At 67.1% G+C, this 19,667-nt stretch carries 18 protein-coding genes; 9 read left to right on the top strand and 9 right to left on the bottom strand.

What is annotated here, in order from left to right:
• Nucleotides 1-115: 115 nt before the first annotated feature.
• From A3OK_RS0108825 to arsH, 8 genes are all read right to left on the bottom strand, one after another.
• Nucleotides 116-934 (bottom strand): metallophosphoesterase, encoded by an 819-nt coding sequence (locus A3OK_RS0108825; RefSeq protein ID WP_018044324.1) that lies wholly within the window; start codon nucleotides 932-934, stop codon nucleotides 116-118.
• Nucleotides 931-1,473 carry a metallophosphoesterase gene (locus A3OK_RS0108820; protein ID WP_018044323.1) on the bottom strand — a complete coding sequence of 181 codons (543 nt, stop codon included), beginning with the start codon at nucleotides 1,471-1,473 and terminating at the stop codon, nucleotides 931-933. Before A3OK_RS0108820 ends, A3OK_RS0108825 begins: the two co-directional genes overlap by 4 nt.
• Before the next feature lie 154 nt (nucleotides 1,474-1,627).
• Nucleotides 1,628-2,917 carry a Y-family DNA polymerase gene (locus A3OK_RS0108815; RefSeq protein WP_018044322.1) on the bottom strand — a complete coding sequence of 430 codons (1,290 nt, stop codon included), beginning with the start codon at nucleotides 2,915-2,917 and terminating at the stop codon, nucleotides 1,628-1,630.
• Nucleotides 2,914-3,342 carry a S24 family peptidase gene (locus A3OK_RS0108810; RefSeq protein ID WP_018044321.1) on the bottom strand — a complete coding sequence of 143 codons (429 nt, stop codon included), beginning with the start codon at nucleotides 3,340-3,342 and terminating at the stop codon, nucleotides 2,914-2,916. Before A3OK_RS0108810 ends, A3OK_RS0108815 begins: the two co-directional genes overlap by 4 nt.
• Nucleotides 3,343-3,535: 193 nt before the next feature.
• A complete protein-coding gene (locus tag A3OK_RS0108805) occupies nucleotides 3,536-5,539 on the bottom strand; it encodes an AAA family ATPase (protein ID WP_018044320.1) in 2,004 nt (667 codons plus the stop codon).
• 57 nt (nucleotides 5,540-5,596) lie between these two features.
• Entirely contained in the window at nucleotides 5,597-7,201 is a 1,605-nt protein-coding gene (locus tag A3OK_RS0108800; protein ID WP_026176012.1) for a DUF2235 domain-containing protein, read from the bottom strand.
• A gap of 41 nt (nucleotides 7,202-7,242) precedes the next feature.
• Nucleotides 7,243-7,821 (bottom strand): toll/interleukin-1 receptor domain-containing protein, encoded by a 579-nt coding sequence (locus tag A3OK_RS0108795; RefSeq protein ID WP_018044318.1) that lies wholly within the window; start codon nucleotides 7,819-7,821, stop codon nucleotides 7,243-7,245.
• Between the two features lie 848 nt (nucleotides 7,822-8,669).
• A complete protein-coding gene (gene arsH / locus A3OK_RS0108785) occupies nucleotides 8,670-9,416 on the bottom strand; it encodes an arsenical resistance protein ArsH (protein WP_018044316.1) in 747 nt (248 codons plus the stop codon).
• Nucleotides 9,417-9,466: 50 nt separating this feature from the next.
• Between arsH and A3OK_RS0108780 the strand changes: the two genes are divergently transcribed.
• The 9 genes from A3OK_RS0108780 (at nucleotide 9,467) to A3OK_RS0108740 (ending at nucleotide 18,855) form a co-directional block, all read left to right on the top strand.
• Nucleotides 9,467-9,826 carry a metalloregulator ArsR/SmtB family transcription factor gene (locus A3OK_RS0108780; protein ID WP_026176011.1) on the top strand — a complete coding sequence of 120 codons (360 nt, stop codon included), beginning with the start codon at nucleotides 9,467-9,469 and terminating at the stop codon, nucleotides 9,824-9,826.
• Nucleotides 9,819-10,346, top strand: coding sequence for an arsenate reductase ArsC (locus A3OK_RS0108775; RefSeq protein WP_018044314.1), 528 nt, complete (start codon nucleotides 9,819-9,821; stop codon nucleotides 10,344-10,346). Before A3OK_RS0108780 ends, A3OK_RS0108775 begins: the two co-directional genes overlap by 8 nt.
• Complete coding sequence (arsC, locus tag A3OK_RS0108770) at nucleotides 10,346-10,771, top strand: arsenate reductase (glutaredoxin) (protein ID WP_018044313.1); 426 nt, start codon at nucleotides 10,346-10,348, stop codon at nucleotides 10,769-10,771. The genes A3OK_RS0108775 and arsC overlap by 1 nt, the downstream gene beginning before the upstream one ends.
• A 36-nt stretch (nucleotides 10,772-10,807) precedes the next feature.
• Nucleotides 10,808-12,103 (top strand): arsenic transporter, encoded by a 1,296-nt coding sequence (locus A3OK_RS0108765; RefSeq protein WP_018044312.1) that lies wholly within the window; start codon nucleotides 10,808-10,810, stop codon nucleotides 12,101-12,103.
• Nucleotides 12,104-12,110: 7 nt separating this feature from the next.
• Nucleotides 12,111-13,274, top strand: coding sequence for an MFS transporter (locus A3OK_RS0108760; RefSeq protein ID WP_018044311.1), 1,164 nt, complete (start codon nucleotides 12,111-12,113; stop codon nucleotides 13,272-13,274).
• Nucleotides 13,275-13,318: 44 nt separating this feature from the next.
• Complete coding sequence (locus tag A3OK_RS0108755; protein WP_018044310.1) at nucleotides 13,319-13,714, top strand: hypothetical protein; 396 nt, start codon at nucleotides 13,319-13,321, stop codon at nucleotides 13,712-13,714.
• Between the two features lie 82 nt (nucleotides 13,715-13,796).
• On the top strand, nucleotides 13,797-14,192 hold the full coding sequence (locus tag A3OK_RS0108750) for a FixH family protein (RefSeq protein WP_018044309.1): 396 nt from the start codon (nucleotides 13,797-13,799) through the stop codon (nucleotides 14,190-14,192).
• On the top strand, nucleotides 14,189-15,691 hold the full coding sequence (locus tag A3OK_RS0108745; protein ID WP_018044308.1) for an efflux RND transporter periplasmic adaptor subunit: 1,503 nt from the start codon (nucleotides 14,189-14,191) through the stop codon (nucleotides 15,689-15,691). Before A3OK_RS0108750 ends, A3OK_RS0108745 begins: the two co-directional genes overlap by 4 nt.
• A complete protein-coding gene (locus tag A3OK_RS0108740; RefSeq protein ID WP_018044307.1) occupies nucleotides 15,688-18,855 on the top strand; it encodes a CusA/CzcA family heavy metal efflux RND transporter in 3,168 nt (1,055 codons plus the stop codon). The genes A3OK_RS0108745 and A3OK_RS0108740 overlap by 4 nt, the downstream gene beginning before the upstream one ends.
• Nucleotides 18,856-19,026: 171 nt before the next feature.
• On the opposite strand, the gene A3OK_RS0108735 is transcribed toward A3OK_RS0108740, so the two are convergent.
• Entirely contained in the window at nucleotides 19,027-19,437 is a 411-nt protein-coding gene (locus A3OK_RS0108735; protein ID WP_051074325.1) for a response regulator, read from the bottom strand.
• Nucleotides 19,438-19,667 lie beyond the last annotated feature (230 nt).

The raw sequence follows: 19,667 nt of genomic DNA, 5'->3' as shown, positions 1-19,667 counted from the left end.
CCGTATCCCGTTCGGGAATTTTTTAGGTCCGGAATGCCGTGACCTGACCGTTATTTTGGACCGAGCCGACTGAGAGGCTACTGTGGCCTGTCCTGGGATCCGTCGAGGGGGCTGGTCAAGGAATGTAATGGGCGACCTCAACAACGAGCCCATGTCTGAACCTGGTTCGCTCATCTGAATGCCCCCTTGCGTTGCAGACCACCCGCGTCCGGCCCACCCGGTAATCGGAGGCATAATGGACATGACCGTGGACCCAGACGTCCGGTCCTTGGTCCAGGATGACGTCAGTCAGGTCGGAAGCATCGCACCACCGTAGGTCCGCGTCGCTCCGTGGAAGGCTCGCCGGGTGCGGGGCGTGATGGGTCACCACCACCGTGGGACCGGGGTGGCTGACGGCCAGGGTGTTCTCGATAAAGCCACGGGTGACCCGGTGCATCGCAAGCACCTCCTCGGGCTTGATGCGATTGCGCGACCTCGGACCCGTGCGGATCCGGCGGTAATCGACCATCCCACCACGCCCCTGGGCGGTCCGGATACCGTGGTTCAGGTTGAACGACCCCAGGCGGAAGTCCGTCCATAGGGTACCGCCGGCGAACCGAACGCCGTCGATGATGACCGCGTCGTCGAGCAGGAGATGGATGCCGAGCGCGTCCGCCCGCTCACGCCCCCGGGTCAACTGGTCGTGAATCGTGTAGCGTTCCTCACCCCGGTCCCACCAAAAATCGTGATTGCCTGGCACGTAGACCACCGGCACGCCGGACAAGTGGTCGCCGAGCCAGTCCAGCGCCCGAACCAGGGGCATGTGCACGTCACCGGCCACGACGGCCACGTCGAAACCACCCGCCGGCGCATGCGCGGCAGGGTCCCAAGCATTCTCCTTCCAGTCCTGATGCAGGTCCGAGAACACCCATAGGCGAAGGCCAGGGGCAGTCATGACCCCGCTCCGTTCGTCGCCAAGCGCGCCAGGATCCGGTCCAACGTCACCGGGGCCCAGTCCCAGCAATCCACGCCGACATCGGCACGCGTCGCCGTGCCCGGGACCGAACCATGGGAATGCCCATGCAGGTGAAGGCCACCCCGGTGGGAGCGAGGGTAGCTCACATGAGGGTAATGGCTCAGCCATATGGAGCGCATCACGCCCGCCGGGTCCGGCAGGGCGATCATCGCCACGTCCCGGACGGGCTCGGCCCAGGGGAGGCGTTCACCGATCCGCTCGTGGTTGCCACGGATCAGGAGCTTGCGACCGTTAAGGCGTAGGAAAATCGCGAGCGCATAAGTCTCGGTGCACCGGTATGCGAAGTCGCCCAGGTGCCAGACCGTGTCATCCGGGTGGACGACGGCGTTCCAACGTTCGACCAGGGTCTCGTCGTGCTCGTGAAGCGAAGCGAACGGTCGCTGGGTCTGCATCCTCGGGCTGAGGATGAGAGCTTGATGGCCAACGTGGCTGTCGGCCGTAAAATGTACCTTTGGCATTTTAGCCTCTCGCAATTGCGGAGGCTTCGCGCGCGGCATCGCTCTCCGGGATTAGTCGGTCGGGGGCGGCGCCATGCGTTTCATCGTTACTATCCTTGAAGCTTCCGCGTGATCGCCTGGCCGGTCCCCGAACGCAAGGGGCGTGAGAAGCTTGTCAGGCCGCGGCGACTATCGGAATCTCGTCGAGGCGGGTCGTGTAACGGGGCGACCGCATCTTGAACTTGGTCGACCATTCGCGGTTCGGGGCGAACCCGGCGGCGCCCGGGACGACGGCGCCTCGTCCGAAGCGGCGATTGCAGGCGTCGAGCGCCTCCATCAGGGCGGCTCCCATCTCGCGGTCGAGTTGGCCCAAGCCCGGCATCGCACGCTGCGATGCGGCCAGCGGCATCAGGTCGGTGGTGACCACCCCGGCCTTGGAATAGCGGAACCCGTCCCGCCTGGTCTTCCGGACGCCGTGGGTGGCGGCCTTCACCAGGGCGAGAGTGTCGCTGGTCGCCTCGGGGAGCGTCACGACGGTCGAGACCGAGCGTTGAGGCCGGTCGCGGTCATGCTCCGAGGTGTGGAAGAAGACCGTCACGTGGTTGGTCGCCAACCCCTCGCGGCGGAGCTTCTCGCCGAGTCTGGAGGCATGGGTGGCGACGGCCTGCTCCATGGTGGCGCGATCCTCGACGCGCTCGGAGAACGACCGGGTGACGGCGCATCCCTTACGGGTGGCGGCTACCGTCTCCAGGTCTAGGCAGGCCATACCCCGCAGCTCGTGGACGAGGCGCTCGCCCACGACTGTCATGGCCTTGCGGGCGACGCGTGGGTCGAAGTCGCGGACATCGGCGGCGCTGTCGCATCCCAGGGCTTCCAGGCGCCGGGCGTTTGCCGGCCCCACACCCCAGATGTCGCCCACCGGGATGCGGATGATCCAGTGGTCGTACTGCTCCGGGTCGGTCAGGTCGCAGACCCCTTCGAGCTCGGGTACCTTCTTGGCGATGTGGTTGGCGAGCTTGGCCAACGTCTTGGTCGACCCGATGCCGACGCAGGTGGGGATGCCCGTCCAGGCCCGTACGGTCGCCCGCATGTCCCTGCATAAGGACGCCCGGTCCTGGTTGCGCACGTCGGAGATGTCGAGAAAACTCTCGTCGATGGAGTAAATCTCGATGCGGGGCGAGAAGTCCCGGTAGACCGCGTTCACCCGGGCCGACATGTCTCCATAAAGGGCGTAGTTCGAGGAGTAGACTTGGACACCCTGCTGCCGGCACATGTCCCGGATCTTGAACCAGGGCTCGCCCATCCGGATGCCGAGCGCCTTGGCCTCGTTGGTCCGGGCAATCGCGCAGCCATCGTTGTTGGACAGCACGATCACCGGCACCTTCGCCAGCCGAGCATCGAAGACCCGCTCGCACGAGCAGTAGAACGAGTTGCCGTCGGAGAGCGCGTAGGCCCGGGCGCTCATTCGCAGCGGCGCTTCGCACAGACGGACCCGGAGACGACGCCCCAGACCTCAATGACAGCGTCGGGGGAGAGTTGGAACTCGGGGAAGCGAGGGTTGGCGAAGTGCAGCGAGATGCGCGGCCCTTGGCGCTTCCAGACCTTGAAGGATCGCTCGCCGTCGATGTCGACAACGACGATGTCGCCGTTGCGCGGGGTGAGCGAGCGGTCGACGACGGCGAGGTCGCCGTCGAACAGGCGGGCTAGGATCATGCTGTCGCCGGCGACCCGGACCAGGAAGGTGGCCGGGCGGTTGACGATCAGTAGGCGCTGGAGGTCGATCTCTTCCTCGATGAAGTCGTCGGCCGGACTCGGGAAGCCGGCCTGGACAGGCTTGGCGAGAAGGGACACCGGCATGGAAAAGCCGATGTTTATGCCAGTGATCTGCATGGTGCTCCTCCAAGAGTCCAGGAACAAAAGCAGAACACGTTTGGCCGGTTCCGTATAGCGGCTACGCTTGGGTGCGAAGCCACAATTCGATGAGGTCCCGCCGATGGTGGAGTGGGGAAAACCCGTCTCCCGCGATAGAGGCGGTTCATGCACCCGCCGTCCGCGAAGGGATGCCACGGACGGTAGGGGTGGACTACGTAGGCAGGGCGCCGTTGATCGCCCGGATCACCTTCTCCGCATTGTCCAGGGTGGCCTCGATGGCGGGGGTCTTTTCGTCCAGAACGGCGGGATTGCGAATAAGCCAGTCCGCCGGCGTGAAGTGATCGAACTCTGGCGTGTCGGGAGGCAGCAGCTTGAAGGCCGCCTCCACCCGCTTGACCAGTCGCACAATACCCCCCGCCTCCTTGTCGAGCTTGGCGGTCGTCAGCACACCGCGGCCCTTCAGGCCGTAGGCTCCGTTGACAATGGCGAGGTAGACTTCCGGGTCGAAGATGTCCTCGACATCCCCCTCTGGCAGGCCGAGCACGTCGGGGTAGTTCATGATGCGGTTCTCGGGGATCGCACCTGCGGCCCGGAGTTGCTCCAGCTTGCGCTTGTCGCCCTGAGCCCTGTCGGACATCACCGCGATGTGCAGCTTCGCGCCCTTGAACAGCGAGACGAACGACTGGATCTTGTCGAGGCCGCCGGCCGGGCAGATCGTCCAGCGCGGATCGAGCGCGATACGCTTGCGGCGCTTCAACTGGGCCGAGAGCGCATTGAGGAAGACGAGGTCGCCGGGCCCCTCGACCAGCAAGGTGTGCTTGCCGATAAACAGGGCCTGGGTCACGTCGTAGCCCAGCGCCGCCTGGAGCGGGAACAGCGTGTCCGGATCGGTCGCCAGGACGTCATCGCGCACCTTGGTGCCCTTCGTCGTCGGGAAGCCGTTCGGCCGCTGTTCGATCTGGTCCTCGACGATGCGCGAGAGCGTCAGGTCGTCGGGTGGAACCATGAACGGCGAATGGGTCGAGAACACCACCTGGTGGTGGGGCACCAGCTTGTCGCCGAAGTACCTCAACAGGTCGGCCTGGGCCTTTCCGTGAAGGGTCAGCCCTGGCTCGTCGAGCAGGAGCACCAGGCTGCCGCCCTGCTTGCTGACCTGGGCGAACTTCACCAGGAACGAGAAGAACCAGATGAAACCGGCGCTCCGCTCCGAGAAGGGGACCGAGACGCGATGCAGGATGTTTTTGACGCGGGCGCGCGCGATCACGCCCTCGTCAAACGGCGCGGGGTCGTTCGGCTCCGCCTTTGTGACCCTGACCTCGATCTCCAGGAACGGGTTCTGGGTCCAGTATTCCCGCAGTTGGTCGGTGATCGCGTTCGACGCGGATTCGCATTTCGCGTTCAGCGACTCGTAGGTCTTCGACTCGCGGATCTCCTCGACCGAGGTCCCGGCGAACTCCAGGAAATCGAGGAAAACCAGCTCGGGGACTTCGAGAGGCTCGCTCGACCTATGCGGGCGGCGACCAAATCGATGGACGCCGCCATCCTCGTCCCTCTCGATGTCGTCGACGCGGATCTGGCCGGCCATGCGGTCGTAGTGCGAGAAGTACATGAAGCTTGGGCAGGCCGAGCGAACGTGGCTCGCAATAGCGTTGAGCACCGATTTGCCTGGCAAGGCTTCCAGGGCATCCAGTAGCGCCTGTTGGGCTGCGGATATTTCCTCCAGGCCCTCCAGGGCCTTCCGGACCGCTGCCGCCGAACCGGAGGCCGCAAAGGCGCGTCGCTCATCCTCGGTTAGCCCATGCCTGTCGGTGAGGAAGGCCATGCAGGCGGCCTCGTCGAGGTGCACGGTCACTCCGATCCCGCCACCGTAGCGCCGGCTGAGGGTCACCTGGGACGACGCGAGGCAGCCGGGCCCGAAAGATGCGGCGAGGTCGTTCATCTCGGCGTCGGACAAGGTCCACCGGGTCGCGATGACCATGGCGTCGTCGTCCGCGTGACGCCTCTCGTATTCGTTCAGGTAACGCCGCGGGTAGTCCCGCTCACGGTCGAACGTGATAGGCGTCGACGCATGAGGTTTCAGGCCGGCGAGCGCGTGAAGCAGTGCCGTCTTGCCTGCCTCGTTCTTGCCGACGAGGCAGGCCATGTCGCCGAGGGTGATCTCGCCGGAATCCTCGACGCTGCGAAAATTCGTGACCCTGAAACTGTCGAGCTTCATCCGAGACCTCGTTGTCCGGTCGGCCTCGGCGGAGGCCTGCATGTGAAAGGATGATGGTTAGGGCGTGCCCGGAGCCGAAGCCTGCGCGGGTGCAGGGGCGGCCGGAGATCCGTCGTTGAAATCCCCGTGGGTGGCCAGCGCCTCCGGTCGGTAGGGGCCCCTGCCGGTGCATTGCGTCACCTCGGCCAACCGGAAGCGCCGGTAGACGGTCTCATGGACAGGCGCCCCGGGCGGCACGTAGCGTGGCTTCACCGCCCAGCCCAGCCTGCCGGCCAATGGCAGGAGCCAGCCGGGGACGATGCCCGCGATGGTGTCGCGCATCCCGGCGACCTCGCAGTGCTGCATGCCGTCGAAGGCCGGGTGCAGGTGCAATCGCCCGGTACCCGTCTTGCCCGGTTCCATCCCGTCGACCAGGAGCGGATACGGAATGGTCGTGGCCTCCTCGACCATCCAGTCCAGCGCGATGTCGGAGAGCCGGCTTTCGACCTCGGGATAACTCCCGCCCACGTCGGAATGGTTGCCTGCGAACCACATCTGGATCAGCGGATCGGGCTCGTCGCCGACCCTTTGGCGAATGGCGTCCTTCTTCGCCCATTCGACACGGGGGAAGTCGGCGCGGGTCTCGTCGATTGCCAGGGCGTGCCGACCGTAGCCGACGTGGCCGCTGAGGAACCTGTCGTAGTTCCCGGACCGCCATTGCGCGAGGTTGAAGCGCGTCTTGCCGTTGACGGGGGAGTTCACGATGAACTTGATGGTGGTAGGAAGCCAGCGCCACAGGACGAAAGCCGCGCCGAGGATCGCGACGACCGCGAACGGCTTCCAGAACCCCGTATGGAATGCAAGGTCGAGCACGACCGACGGCCCGGCGGCGAGCACGGCGGCCAGCGCGAACAGCCCTGCCGCGAGGCCCCAACGCCGTACGCCGACCGATCCGAGGGATGCGACGGTGTCGAACACGCCTACGAAATGAGGAGCCACGTTCGACCTCAGGTCGTCGCCTGACCCGTATCGGTGCCGGAACCGACGCGCCAGCTCCTGGCGCTCCCGGTCGTAGTCGCCCCGAGGGGACCCGGCGCCATACTCGTAGACTCCCATCACCGCCTCGTTGGCGATGTCGCGGGTCGTCTTCCGAAACCGTGGAAGGTAACTGCCGGGGGGTAGTGCCTCGGCCGGCGGCGGGAGCGCGTGCTTCCGGCCTGGAAGCTTCTCCTTCATCCATTGGCCAACCGCCGCCCAAAGGCTTGGGGCCTTGCACTCGCCCCCGGGCGCAATCGTCGGGACGCCACACAGGAAGAGCACGTTTGCCACGCAACGGGCCGTGTAGGCTCCTCGGCTGAAGCCCACGAGGAAGATACGGTCGCCCGGCTCGTAGTGGTCGATGATGAAGGCGTAGCAGTCGGCGATGTTCTTCGTGATGCCGAGGCCCGTCACCGAGGACAGGAGCTTCTGCAGCCTTCGGTAGGCGCTCAGCAACCCGGTGGCTGAGCCGTCGGTCCCCAACCCGGGGTCGTAGAACGCCACCTGATCCTTCGGGTCGATGCCGCTGTCCGGGCCAACCCGGCAGACGCGATAGAGTTTGTAGACGTTGCTGAGGCGCTGCTCCTCGCGCAGCCCGCCCTCCTGGCCGGTCCCGTCCGAAAAGACGACAATGTTCTTCGGCATGCCCATTCCGACCCCACGGGCCGCCCCCCGAATTATATGGTTCAACCGGAAACCCGACTTCGCGTCGGCGGACCGTCCTTGGTCCGCTTCGGGCCCGTGGCCCCCTTCATCCGTCGAGCGCCGGCGGTCTTGGCGTTCCCTGTGGATGCCTTGCTCCTGGCCGCCCTGGCAGGCCTCGCTTTGGCATCCTCGGCCAGCGAGGCGCGCACCGTCCTGACCGCCCCGCGGATGCCCTGGGTCACGTCGTGAAAAGCCTCGTCCGCGGTTCGCCAGTTGCTCACCACCCGGCCGTCTCGCGGCAACACCTTTAGCGCCGAAGCGCCGGTATCCTTCCAGTCGCAATGGCGGAGCACGACGACCACCACACGCATTGCGCCCCTGGCCCGGCGGCCCATCGCACGGCGGTACTCCAGTTGGCACCAGTGGCTGTGGATGTACTCGGGGCTCATCAACGCCACGAAGACGTGGGCCTCCCGAAGCTTACGGGAGATCTTGCTGTTCAGTGCGTCACCGGCTTCCATGTCGCCATCGAACCAGGTCTCGACCTCGTCGCGCTTCAGTTGCGCCAGGTGGACCTGCAGCTTTGCCTGCTGTGCTGAGTTCGCGTGGCTGTAGGACACGAAGATCCGAACCGTTGGCTTCTTCGTCTTCGCCTTTGGTGCGCTCGGCTTTGGCGGACTGGAGGCGCACGCGACCGCCGCCCCTTTCGTCTTGGGTGGTGTAGCCTTCCTGGCCCCTGGCCCGGATTTCGTGCGCAATGAGCCCCCCAGGCGGCGGCCAAGTTCAGGAATAATGTCGTCTGAACACGTTTTGTTCCAGTCGTCCTGCGCTCATCCTGCGCTGTGGATCTCTCCCGCTCCGAGCTTGCGGGATTTGGGCCCGCGATGCGATCACCGCCGCCTCAAGAAGCGCTCACACGATGAAAATCAGGGACCGCCACCCTCGACTCTGACCCCTGGAGCGCCGCGAAAAGCGATATCGAACGCATACTCGTCGAAACCCACCAGGAGTTCGGTACCCGCCAACTCGAAGCTAACGTGGGCTACATAGACCGGGCGATTGGCATGGTCGCCGACGCATCAGATACACCTTCGTCGAAAGCCAGGCCCAACCTCGGTCCCGAAACGCGTTCCCTCCACGTTGCACTCGCGACCGGACGGAAGGGAGGGCCGTCCCATGTCCTGTACTATCGGGTGCAGGGGGACGGGCATGGGCACGCTGAGGTCGTCATCCTCCGAGTGCTGCCCGACAGAATGGAGCCGCGTCTCAGGCTGGCCGTCGATCTCGACCTGACCGATGATGAGGACGACACACCCCAACCGGGGATGTGACGGCCGGAGGCAGCGAGATCATCCGCCGATCTTGCCTTCGGATGCCATCCTGAACCGAATATCGCTGTGACGTCGAAGGGCTGTCTAACGCAACTCGCGGCCACTCGGCTTTGATCCAACACCCCACGGGCAGTGGTTCAGCGCTTGACGAACCCGATGTCGACGGCGACGGCCTTGAGGCGCTCAGGCTCTCGCTCTTTCCGTTCGGAGTAGCGGTCAACGAGATAGGAGGAGCGCTCGCGGGTCAGGAGCGTGAACCTGACCAATTCCTCGCAGACGTCGACCACCCGATCGTAGAGCGGCCCAGGCCTCATCCGGCCGGCCTCGTCAAATTCCTTATAGGCCATCGGGACCGAAGACTGGTTCGGGATGGTGATCATCCGCATCCAGCGCCCGAGCACACGCAGGCCGTTGACCGCGTTGAAGGACTGCGAGCCGCCCGAGACCTGCATCACGGCCAGGGTCCGGCCCTGCGTCGGGCGCACCGACCCTTCCGACAGGGGGAGCCAGTCGATCTGGCTCTTGATCACCCCGGTCATGGCGCCGTGGCGCTCGGGGCTGACCCAGACGTGGCCCTCGGACCAGATCGAGAGGTTCCGGAGTTCCTCGACCTTGGGGTGATCGGCCGTGGCGTCGTCGGGCAGCGGCAGGCCGTGCGCGTCGTAGATCCGCACCTCGCCTCCCATCGCCTCCAGGAGACGCGCGGCCTCGTAGGCCAGGAAGCGGCTGAAGGAACGCTCCCGGAGCGAGCCGTACAGGATCAGGAAGCGTGGGGCGTGGGTGAACGGTGCCTGCACCTGAAGGTCGGTCGCCGCCGGGACCACGAAGTGCTCCTCGCTGAGGTTGGGCAATCCATCGGCGAAAGGCTGTTGGGGCTTGTCCAAGACGCTTCGTTCCTTTACGTTTCAACGATGGTTGAGATATTGACATCATGATGGACGAACGGCAAGCCGTCGCCGCCTTCGCGGCCCTTGGGCAGGAGCATCGCCTACGCATCGTGCGCCAGCTCGTCACCGCCGGCCCTGAAGGCATGGCGGCCGGCATGCTGGCCGAGGCGGTCGGCGTCTCGGGCACCAACCTGTCATTTCACCTGAAGGAGCTCAGCCATGCCGGGCTGGTCACCTCGCGGCGCGAGGGACGCTCGATCATCTACAGCGCCGCCTACCCGGACCTGTCCGAGCTCATCCAATTTCTGATGCGCGATTGCTGCCAAGGGCGACCCGAGGTCTGCGCCCCCGCCGTCGCCGCGCTCGCCGCCTGCTGCCTGCCCACCGGAGACACCGCTCATGCCTGACCGCGTCTACAACGTCCTGTTCCTCTGCACCGGTAACTCCGCTCGCTCGATCCTGGCGGAGGCCATGCTCAACAAGGAGGGCCAGGGTCGTTTCCGGGCCTTTTCCGCCGGCAGCCAGCCGAAGGCGGACGTGAACCCGCTCGCCGTTCAGGTTCTGCGCGAGACGGAGTACCCGACCGAGGGGCTGCGCTCGAAGTCGTGGGACGCGTTCGCCGGCCCCGACGCGCCGGTCATGGATTTCGTCTTCACGGTCTGTGACAACGCCGCCGGCGAGGCTTGCCCCTACTGGCCCGGCCAGCCGGTGACGGCGCACTGGGGCATCGAGGACCCTGCAGCCGTCGAAGGCAGCGACATGCAGCGCAAGGCGGCGTTCATCACCGCCCAACGCTACCTGAAGAACCGGATCGGAGCCTTCGTCGCTCTGCCGCTCGACAGCCTTAGTGGCGTGGCGCTCTCGTCCAAGGTGCGCGAGATCGGCCAGCGGGCCGGCGCCACCTCGCCCCGCCCGGAGGTCGCGTGATGGACGTCGTCATCTACCACAACCCGGATTGCGGCACGTCCCGCAACACCCTGGCCCTGATCCGCAACGCCGGCATCGAGCCGCATGTGGTCGAGTACCTCAAGACGCCACCGAACCGGATCCTGGTGCGCCAACTCGCCGACAGGGCTGGCGTCACCGTCCGCGCTCTGCTCCGCGAGAAGGTCACGCCCTACGCCGAACTCGGGCTCTCGGACCCGAGCCTGACGGACGACCAGCTTCTCGACGCCATCGCCGAGCACCCGATCCTGCTGAACCGCCCCCTGGTGGTGAGCCCGAAGGGCGTTGCCCTGTGCCGGCCCTCCGAGGCGGTCCTCGACCTCCTCCCGGCCCAGCAGGGCGAGTTCGTGAAGGAAGACGGCGAGCGCGTCGTCGACGAGCACGGGCGCCGCGTCGCCACCGCCTGATCCGCTCCACGTACACAAGAACAAGAAACGGTCCCGATGCTCGCCCTTGCCATCTTCGTGGTCACCCTCGTCTTCGTCATCTGGCAGCCGAAGGGGCTCGGCATCGGGTGGAGCGCCCTCATCGGGGCCGCCGTGGCGCTGGCCACCGGGGTCATCAGCCCCGGCGACATCCCGGTGGTCTGGCACATCGTCTGGGACGCGACCTTCACCTTCGTGGCGCTGATCATCATCTCGCTGCTCCTCGACGAAGCCGGCTTCTTCCATTGGGCGGCGCTCCACATCGCCCGCTGGGGCGGCGGCCGGGGACGCCTGCTCTTCCCGCTGCTCATCCTCCTGGGTGCAGCCATCGCGGCGGTGTTCGCCAATGACGGGGCGGCCCTCCTGCTCACCCCCATTGTGCTCGCCATCCTGCTCCGGCTGAACTTCAAGCCGGCGGCCGCGCTGGCCTTCATTGTTGCCTGCGGGTTCGTGGCAGACTCGACGAGCCTGCCGCTGGTGATCTCGAACCTCGTCAACATCGTCTCGGCGAACTTCTTCGACATCTCCTTTAGCCGCTACGCGGCCGTGATGGTGCCGGTGAACCTGGTCTCGTTGGCAGCGACCCTGGTGGTGCTGTGGCTGTTCTACCGGCGCGACCTTCCGGCCACGTACCCGGTAGCCGAGCTCGAAGCGCCGCGCCACGCGATCAAGGACCCGCTGGTCTTCCGGGCGGCCTTCCCGCTCCTCGGTCTGCTTCTGGTCGCCTACTTTGTGACCGCACCGTTCGGCGTGCCGGTCTCGGTGGTCACCTGTGCCGGCGCACTGATCCTCCTGGCGCTGGCCAACCGCAGCCGCGTCATCCCCATTCGCAAGGTCCTGACCGGCGCCCCCTGGCAGATCGTGCTGTTCAGCCTCGGCATGTACCTCGTGGTCTACGGCCTGAAGAATGCCGGGCTGACCGGCTACCTGGCGCAGGGGCTCGTATGGCTCTCGGGCTTTGGCCCGTTCGTCGCCACCATCGGGACCGGGTTCGCCGCCGCCATCCTGTCCTCGGTCATGAACAACATGCCGAGCGTGCTGGTGGGTGCACTCTCAATCCAGCAGGCCCCAAATCTCTCACCCCTGACGCGCGAGCTCATGATCTACGCCAACGTCATCGGCTGCGACCTCGGCCCGAAATTCACCCCCATCGGGAGCCTGGCGACCCTGCTCTGGCTCCACGTCCTCGACACCAAGGGCCAGCACATCACGTGGGGCCAGTACATGCGGGTGGGTCTGGTCATCACGCCGCCGGTGCTCCTCGTCACCCTGGCGGCCCTTACAGTGTGGCTACCCGTTCTTGGGGCGCGGTAGCGAACCGATGACCCCGGCGCGCCGCTGGCCCGTGATCTCGGCCCTGGGCGTGATCCAGATCCTGACCTGGGGCTCCTCGTTTTATCTCCTGTCGGTTCTGGCCGCGCCGATGTCGAAGGATACGGGATGGCCCCTCGGCTGGGTCATCGGAGGGCTGTCCCTCGGCCTCCTCGTCGCGGGCTTGGTCTCGCCACGGGTCGGAGCGTTCATCGGGGAGCACGGCGGTAGGCCCGTTCTGGCCTTCGCGGCCGTGGTCCTTGCCTTGGGCCTCGGCGTCCTCGGCCTCGCGCCGAACCTGCCGACCTACCTGGTGGGCTGGCTCCTCGTCGGGCTCGGCATGGGCACCGGCCTGTACGATCCGGCCTTTGCCACGCTTGGTCGGCTCTACGGCGCCGAGGCAAGACCCGCCATCACGACCCTGACCCTGTGGGGCGGCTTCGCCAGCACGGTGTGCTGGCCGCTCTCGGCCTTCCTGATCGAACGGGTAGGCTGGCGCGGCACCTGCCTCGCCTATGCCGGGCTGCACCTGGCGGTCACGCTTCCCCTCGTCCTGCTCGTCATCCCGCACCCCCCTGCCCACGGGCCAGCACGTTCCGAGGGCCCGGTCTCGGCCGTCCGGCTCGATGCACGCGAGCGGCGTGCCTTCCTCCTCATGGCGGGGGTCCTGACCCTCGGCGGCACCGTAATGGCCATGGTCTCGGTGCACCTCATTACCCTTCTCCAGGCCCGTGGCGTGGCGCTGACCTCGGCCGTCGCATACGGCGCGCTGATCGGCCCGTCACAGGTGGGGGCGCGCATCGTCGAGATGGCCGGGAAGGGCCGGCATCACCCTCTATGGACCCTCACCGCGGCGATGGTCCTCGTCGCCATCGGGGTCGCGATGCTGGCGGCTGGTCTGCCCGTGGTGGGGCTGTCGCTGGTCCTCTACGGCGCCGGCAACGGGATCTATTCCATCGCCCGCGGGACGGTGCCCCTCGCGCTGTTCGGTCCCGAGCGCTACGCCCCGCTCGTTGGCCGGCTCGCCCGTCCGGGGCTGGTGGCGCAGGCGCTTGCGCCCTCCCTCGGGGCGGTCGTGCTGACGCAGGCGGGCGCCGATGCGACCTACGCCCTCTTGACCGTGCTCGCCCTCGCGAACGTCGCGCTCGCCGTATCCCTCTGGCGCGTCCGGTAGTCACCTCCCTTCCTCACCGCTCCGCGATGTGGCATCGTCCGTCCGTGACCTTCTGGCTCGCCCTTCGGCGGCTGCTTCCGCTCCTTGCGGTCCTCAGCCTCGCCCTTGCGCCGGTGACCGCATCCGCGGCCGCCGCGGGCATGCATGCGCCGATGGCCGCTCAGGGCCACGCCATGGCGATGCCCGACGAGGCCATGGACGACATGGCCGGGATGGCCATGGACGAGATGCCGTGCTGCCCCAAGGAGCGGCCGGACATGCCCGACTGCTCGAAGGGCTGCCCCCTGATGGCACTCTGCCTGGCGAAGGTCGCCACCGGCCTGCCCGGCGCCTTAGGGTTGCCGGGACGCGTCGCCGTCGTCGAGGGGACTGCGTGGGCCGTCACCGCCTCCTTCGACAGCGTCTCGCAAGGGCCACCCTCCGAGCCTCCCCGAGCCTGAACCCGATGCCGTCGGCGCCTGCGCCGGCACGGTGACGCGCGTCCGCGCGTGGCCATCCATCGCGTTCAGGAGACCCCACATCGTGACCAAGACATCGTTTTCGCGCGCCCTCACGGTTGCGCTGCTCGGCCTCGCCCTCACCGCCGCGGCCCGGGCCGACACCAAGGACTACGAGTTCCAGCTGGTGAAGGACGAAGCCAAGCAGGGCGAGGCCATCCTCGACGTCCGCCTCGTCGACAAGCGCACGTCCAAGCCCGTGCCGAACGCCGTCATCTTCGCCAAGCGCATCGATATGGCGCCCGACAGCATGGAGGAGATGACCTCCAAGATCGAGCAACTGCCCTCGCCGGAGCCGGGCCTCTACCGGTTCAAGGCGAAGCTGACGATGGCCGGCGGCTGGCGCCTCTCGCTCGGGGCCAAGGTCCAAGGCGAGACCGGCACCGTCGAGAACAAGCTGGTGTTCAAGGCCACCAAGTGAGCCGGACGGCATGGCTGGCCGGGACCCTCGCCGCGCTCGCGGCGGGGGGGCTGGGCTATGGCGCGGGGCATGAGGGCAGCCCCGTGCCGGCGCTCGTCCAGCAGGCGCGGACCGGGTTCGCCCATTGGCTGCCGGGTGCACGGCCGGCCTCCCCGATGCCCGCGCAGGCTCCGATCAAGGCGACGGGTTCGGTGGTCTACTACCGAGACCCGGACGGGAAGCCGGACTACGCCTCCGAACCCAAACAGACGGCGGACGGTCGCGACTACCGCGCCGTCCACGCCAGCGAGGACGTGCGCTTCGACGAACCCGAAGAGGCGGAAGCCATGCCTGACGCCGGCCACGGCGACATGGCCATGGCTCAGGCCAAGACGCCCGCGAGCGCCCGCAAGGTGCGCTTCTACCGCAACCCGATGGGCCTTCCGGACACTTCGCCGATTCCGAAAAAGGACTCGATGGGGATGGACTACCTCCCCGTCTACGAGGGCGAGGACACCGACGACGGCACCGTGACCCTCTCGCCCGGCAAGGTCCAGCGAACCGGCGTCCGGACGGAGGTCGCTGCACGGCGCGTCCTATCCATGCCGGTGCGGGCTCCTGGAACCATCGAGGAGGACGAGCGCCGGATCTCGGTCATCGCGATGCGCACCGACGCCTTCATTGAGAAGGTCGAGGCCGTCACCACCGGCGACCACGTCCACAAGGGCCAGCCGCTCATGCGCCTGTTCTCGCCCGAGATGAACGCGGCCGCCGCGCAGTACCTCACCGGCATCGGCTACGAGGGCGCCCGGCGCCGACTGGAGAACCTCGGCATCCCGCCCGAGGCCATCGACGAGATCGAGCGATCCCGAAAAGTGCCGGCGACCATCACGTGGTCGGCGCCACGCGACGGCGTCGTGGTCGAGCGCAACGTCTCCGACGGCATGCGCGCCAAGTCCGGCGACACCCTGTTCAAGCTCGTCGACCATACCCGGGTATGGGTGCTCGTCGACGTGACCGAACGCGACCTGGCGTCCGTGGCGGAGGGCCAAACGGCGACCGTGCGTGCCCGGACGTTTCCCGACCGGACCTTCACTGGCACGGTGACGCGGATCTATCCGCACCTCGCCATGGGGACCCGGACGGCCCGCCTGCGCATCGAGTTGCCGAACCTCAACGGCGACCTGCGGCCCGGGATGTACGGCGACGTCGAGATCGCGACCGGGAACGCCAAGCCCGTGGTCGCCGTCCCCGACGACGCCGTCATCGACACCGGAACCAGGCAGGTCGTCCTGCTCGACAAGGGCGAGGGCCGCTTCGAGCCGCGCCCGGTCAAGCTCGGTGCCCGCGGCGACGGCTACGTCGAAGTCCGGGAGGGCATCGCGGCAGGCGACCGGGTGGTGACCGCCGCCAACTTCCTCATCGACGCCGAGAGCAACCTCAAGGCGGCGCTGCAGGGTCTCTCCGAGCCGAAGGTAGAACCAGGTCCGCAGGCGGCGGCCGATGGGAGGGCGCCATGATCGCCCGGCTCATCGGCTGGTCGGCCCGGAATCTGGTTCTGGTGTTGATCGGGACGGTGTTCGCGGTGGGGGCCGGGCTCTACGCCCTGAGGACCCTGCCGCTCGACGCGATCCCGGACCTCTCGGACGTCCAGACCATCGTCTACACCGAGTACCCCGGGCAGGCGCCACAGGTCATCGAGGACCAGGTCACCTACCCGCTGACTACCGCCATGCTGACGGTGCCCCGGTCGAAGGTCGTGCGCGGCTTCTCGTTCTTCGGGGTCTCGTTCGTCTACGTCATCTTCGAGGACGGCACCGACCCATACTGGGCCCGGAGCCGGGTGCTCGAATACCTAAACACCGTGGCCAAGCGCCTGCCGGCGGGGGTGACCCCGACGCTGGGACCGGACGCGACCGGGGTCGGCTGGGTCTACCAGTACGTCGTGGTCGCCAAAGAGCGCACGCTGGCCGAGCTCCGCTCGCTCCAGGACTGGGTCGTGCGCTTCGGGGCCTCTCGTGCCGAAGGCGTGGCCGAGGTCGCAGGCGTCGGCGGCTTCGTCAAACAGTACAACGTGGTCGTCGACCCGAGCCGGTTGCGGGCGCAGGGCATCACCCTGGCGAAGCTCCGGGACGCGATCCGGGCGAGCAACGCCGACGTAGGCGGCCGCACCGTCGAGCTCTCCGAGTTCGAGTTCGTCGTCCGTGGCCGCGGGTACCTCAAGAGCATCGCCGACATCGAGAGCATCGTCCTGAAGACAGAGGCGGGCACGCCCCTGCGGGTGAAGGACGTCGCCCGGGTCGAGCTCGGTCCCGACGAGCGCCGCGGCATCACCGAGATGAACGGGGAGGGCGAGGTCGCCGGCGGCATCATCCTCCAGCGCTTCGGGGCCAACGCCCTCGACGTTATCGCGAGTGCCAAGGCGCGCCTCGCCGAGGTCGCCGCGAGCCTGCCCAAGGGCACCGAGATCCTGCCTGTCTACGACCGGTCGCACCTCATCGAGGCGGCCATCGAGACGCTCAAGGGGACCCTGATCGAGGAGAGCGCCATCGTCGCCCTCGTCTGCGTCGTGTTCCTGCTCCACGTCCGCAGTGCGCTGGTCGCGATCCTGATGCTGCCGGTCGGCATCCTAATGGCGTTCGCGGGCATGAAGGCGCTGGGCTTGGGCGCCAACATCATGAGCCTGGGCGGCATCGCCATCGCGGTCGGCGCCATGATCGACGCCGCCATCGTCATGATCGAGAACGCCCACAAGCACCTGGAGCGGGCGGACCCTGGCAAGCCCCGGGTCCAGGTCCTGATAGAGGCCGCCTCCGAGGTCGGTCCCTCGCTGTTCTTCTCGCTCCTCATCATCACGGTCAGCTTCCTGCCCATCTTCACCCTGGAAAGCCAGGAAGGGCGTCTGTTCGGGCCGCTGGCCTTCACCAAGACGTTCGCGATGGCGGCGGCGGCGGTGCTGTCGGTGACGCTGGTTCCGGCGCTGATGGTGCTGTTCGTGCGCGGCCGCATCGTGCCCGAGCACCGCAACCCGGTGAACCGGCTCCTGATCTGGTTCTACCGTCCCATCATCGCAGGGGTCCTGCGGGCGCGGGTGCTGACCATCCTGATCGCGCTGGGCGTTCTCGGCGCCTCGGTCTGGCCGGCCCTGCAACTCGGGTCCGAGTTCATGCCCGATCTCGACGAGGGCACCCTGATGTACATGCCGACCACCCTGCCGGGCATCTCGGTGACCAAGGCCGGCGAGCTTTTAGGGAGACAGGACACCATCCTGAAGAGCTTCCCGGAAGTCCTGTCCGTCTACGGCAAGGCCGGACGGGCCGCGACCGCGACGGACCCGGCGCCCTCCGAGATGTTCGAGACCATCGTCAACCTGAAGCCGAAGGCGGAGTGGCGCCCGGGCGTGACGCTGGCGAGCCTCAAAGCCGAGATGGATGCCGCGCTCCAGTTCCCCGGTGTCTCCAATGCCTGGACCCAGCCGATCCGCGCCCGCATCGACATGCTCGCCACCGGCATCCGGACCCCCGTCGGCATCAAGGTGCTCGGAACCGACCTCGCCGAGATGGAGAAGGTCGCCCGCCGGGTCGAGGCGGTGGTGAAGGCGGTGCCGGGCACGTCGAGCGCCTATGCCGAGCGCGTCCAGGGCGGGTACTTCCTCGACATCACGCCCGACCGGGAGGTTCTGGGCCGCTACGGCCTATCGGTCGGGGACGTGCAGGACGTGATCGCCATGGCGCTCGGCGGCGAGAGCGTCACCAACACGGTCGAGGGCCGCGAGCGCTACACCGTCAACGTGCGCTACCCGCGCGCCTTCCGGTCGAGCCCACAATCCATCGCGACCGAGGTGCAGGTGCCCATCGCGGGCGGAGGCACGGTCCCCTTGGGCGAAGTCGCCAAGGTGGCACTGACCCGGGGGCCGACCCAGATCCGGACCGAGAACGGGCAACTCGCGGTCTTCATCTACGTCGATGTCTCGGGACGGGACCTTGGCGGCTACGTGGCCGATGCACGGGCGGCTGTTACCGGCGAGGTGAGCCTGCCACCCGGGACCACCCTCCAGTGGAGCGGGCAGGTCGAGTACCTCGACCGCGCCACGGCCCGGCTCAAGATCGTGGTGCCCCTGACCCTCCTGACCGTGTTCCTGCTGCTCTACCTCAACTTTCGCCGGCTGACTGAAACCCTCATCGTGATGCTGTCGCTGCCCTTCGCACTGGTGGGCGGCGTCTGGCTGATGTGGTGGTTGGGCTTCAACCTATCGGTCGCCGTGGCCGTGGGCTTCATCGCGCTCGCCGGGGTCGCCGCCGAGACCGGGGTGATCATGCTGGTCTACCTCGACCATGCGCTGGCCGAGATCCGGACGGAGTGCGAGCGGGATGGGCGCGCCCTATCGCGAAATGACCTGAGGCGGGCGATCATGGTCGGCGCGGTCGAGCGGGTGCGGCCCAAGATGATGACCGTGGTCGCCATCATAGCCGGGCTGTTGCCCATCCTGTGGAGCACCGGCTCGGGCTCCGAGGTCATGCAGCGCATCGCGGTGCCGATGATCGGCGGCATGGTGTCGTCGACCGTCCTGACCCTCGTCGTGATCCCGGCGGTATACGGGCTGGTGAAGGGATGGGGACTGCCGAGATCCGACATGCAGCCGGAACCCGTCGAGGGGCACACGATGCCCTTGGCCGCGGAATGACAACGAGGACGAGACCATGCTGGTGGTCGACGACGAGCCGACGGTTAGGCATGTTGGTCTCCGACATTCTCGAAGACCTCGCCTAACCCGACATCGAGGGTCGCTCGCATCCGGTCGATGATCGAGGAGAGCCGGTAGGAGGCATGGGGCTCCGGCCAACCGATCCCGGGCTTACCTCCGAAGGGGCCCGGGGTGCTTCTCCGACGGCATCGTCTCGCGCACGTGGTGCCGGACCAAGGAGGGGCTGAACGGCTTCCCGATGAACGTCGCCCCATCGGGCAGGTCCCCGGGTTCAGGTCGCACATTGCCGGAGGCGACCACGATGGCGATGTGGGGCCACGTCACGGCCGTCCGCCGCGCCAGGTCGAAGCCGTTGTCCGGCCCGGGCATCTGCACGTCCGTGAACAGCAGCTGCACCTTGCCATGGTGCTCGTCGAGCACCCGCGTCGCCTGGGCGACGTCCATCGCCTCAAGAACCACGAAACCGGCATCCTCCAGGATGTCGGACACATCCATCAGGATGAGGGCGTCGTCGTCGACCACGAGGACATGGGGGGCATCGGCGGGGTCAGGCAGGGGCATGGATACCAAAGGCCGGCCTGGCCGGTAGGTTGCCGCATAACATAGGTTTCTTTTGCGCCATCGGAGCATGGTTGCCTAGCGCCGTTTCCGTAGGTCCCGTGGATGCGGGCCCCTAGTGGTTGAAATCTGACGCTTGGTACCCATTCGCGAGGTCAGCTTGGGGTGGGAAGCAGCTTGGCTGCTTTCAGTCGCGAGACGTTCTTAAGCGGACCTAGGATGACCCGCCGACT

The organism is Methylobacterium sp. 77 (genome assembly GCF_000372825.1).
In the GTDB taxonomy this organism is placed as follows: Bacteria; Pseudomonadota; Alphaproteobacteria; order Rhizobiales; family Beijerinckiaceae; genus Methylobacterium.
The sequence above is the reverse complement of the archived record's forward strand: the minus strand, read 5'-3'. Positions and strand labels throughout refer to the sequence as shown.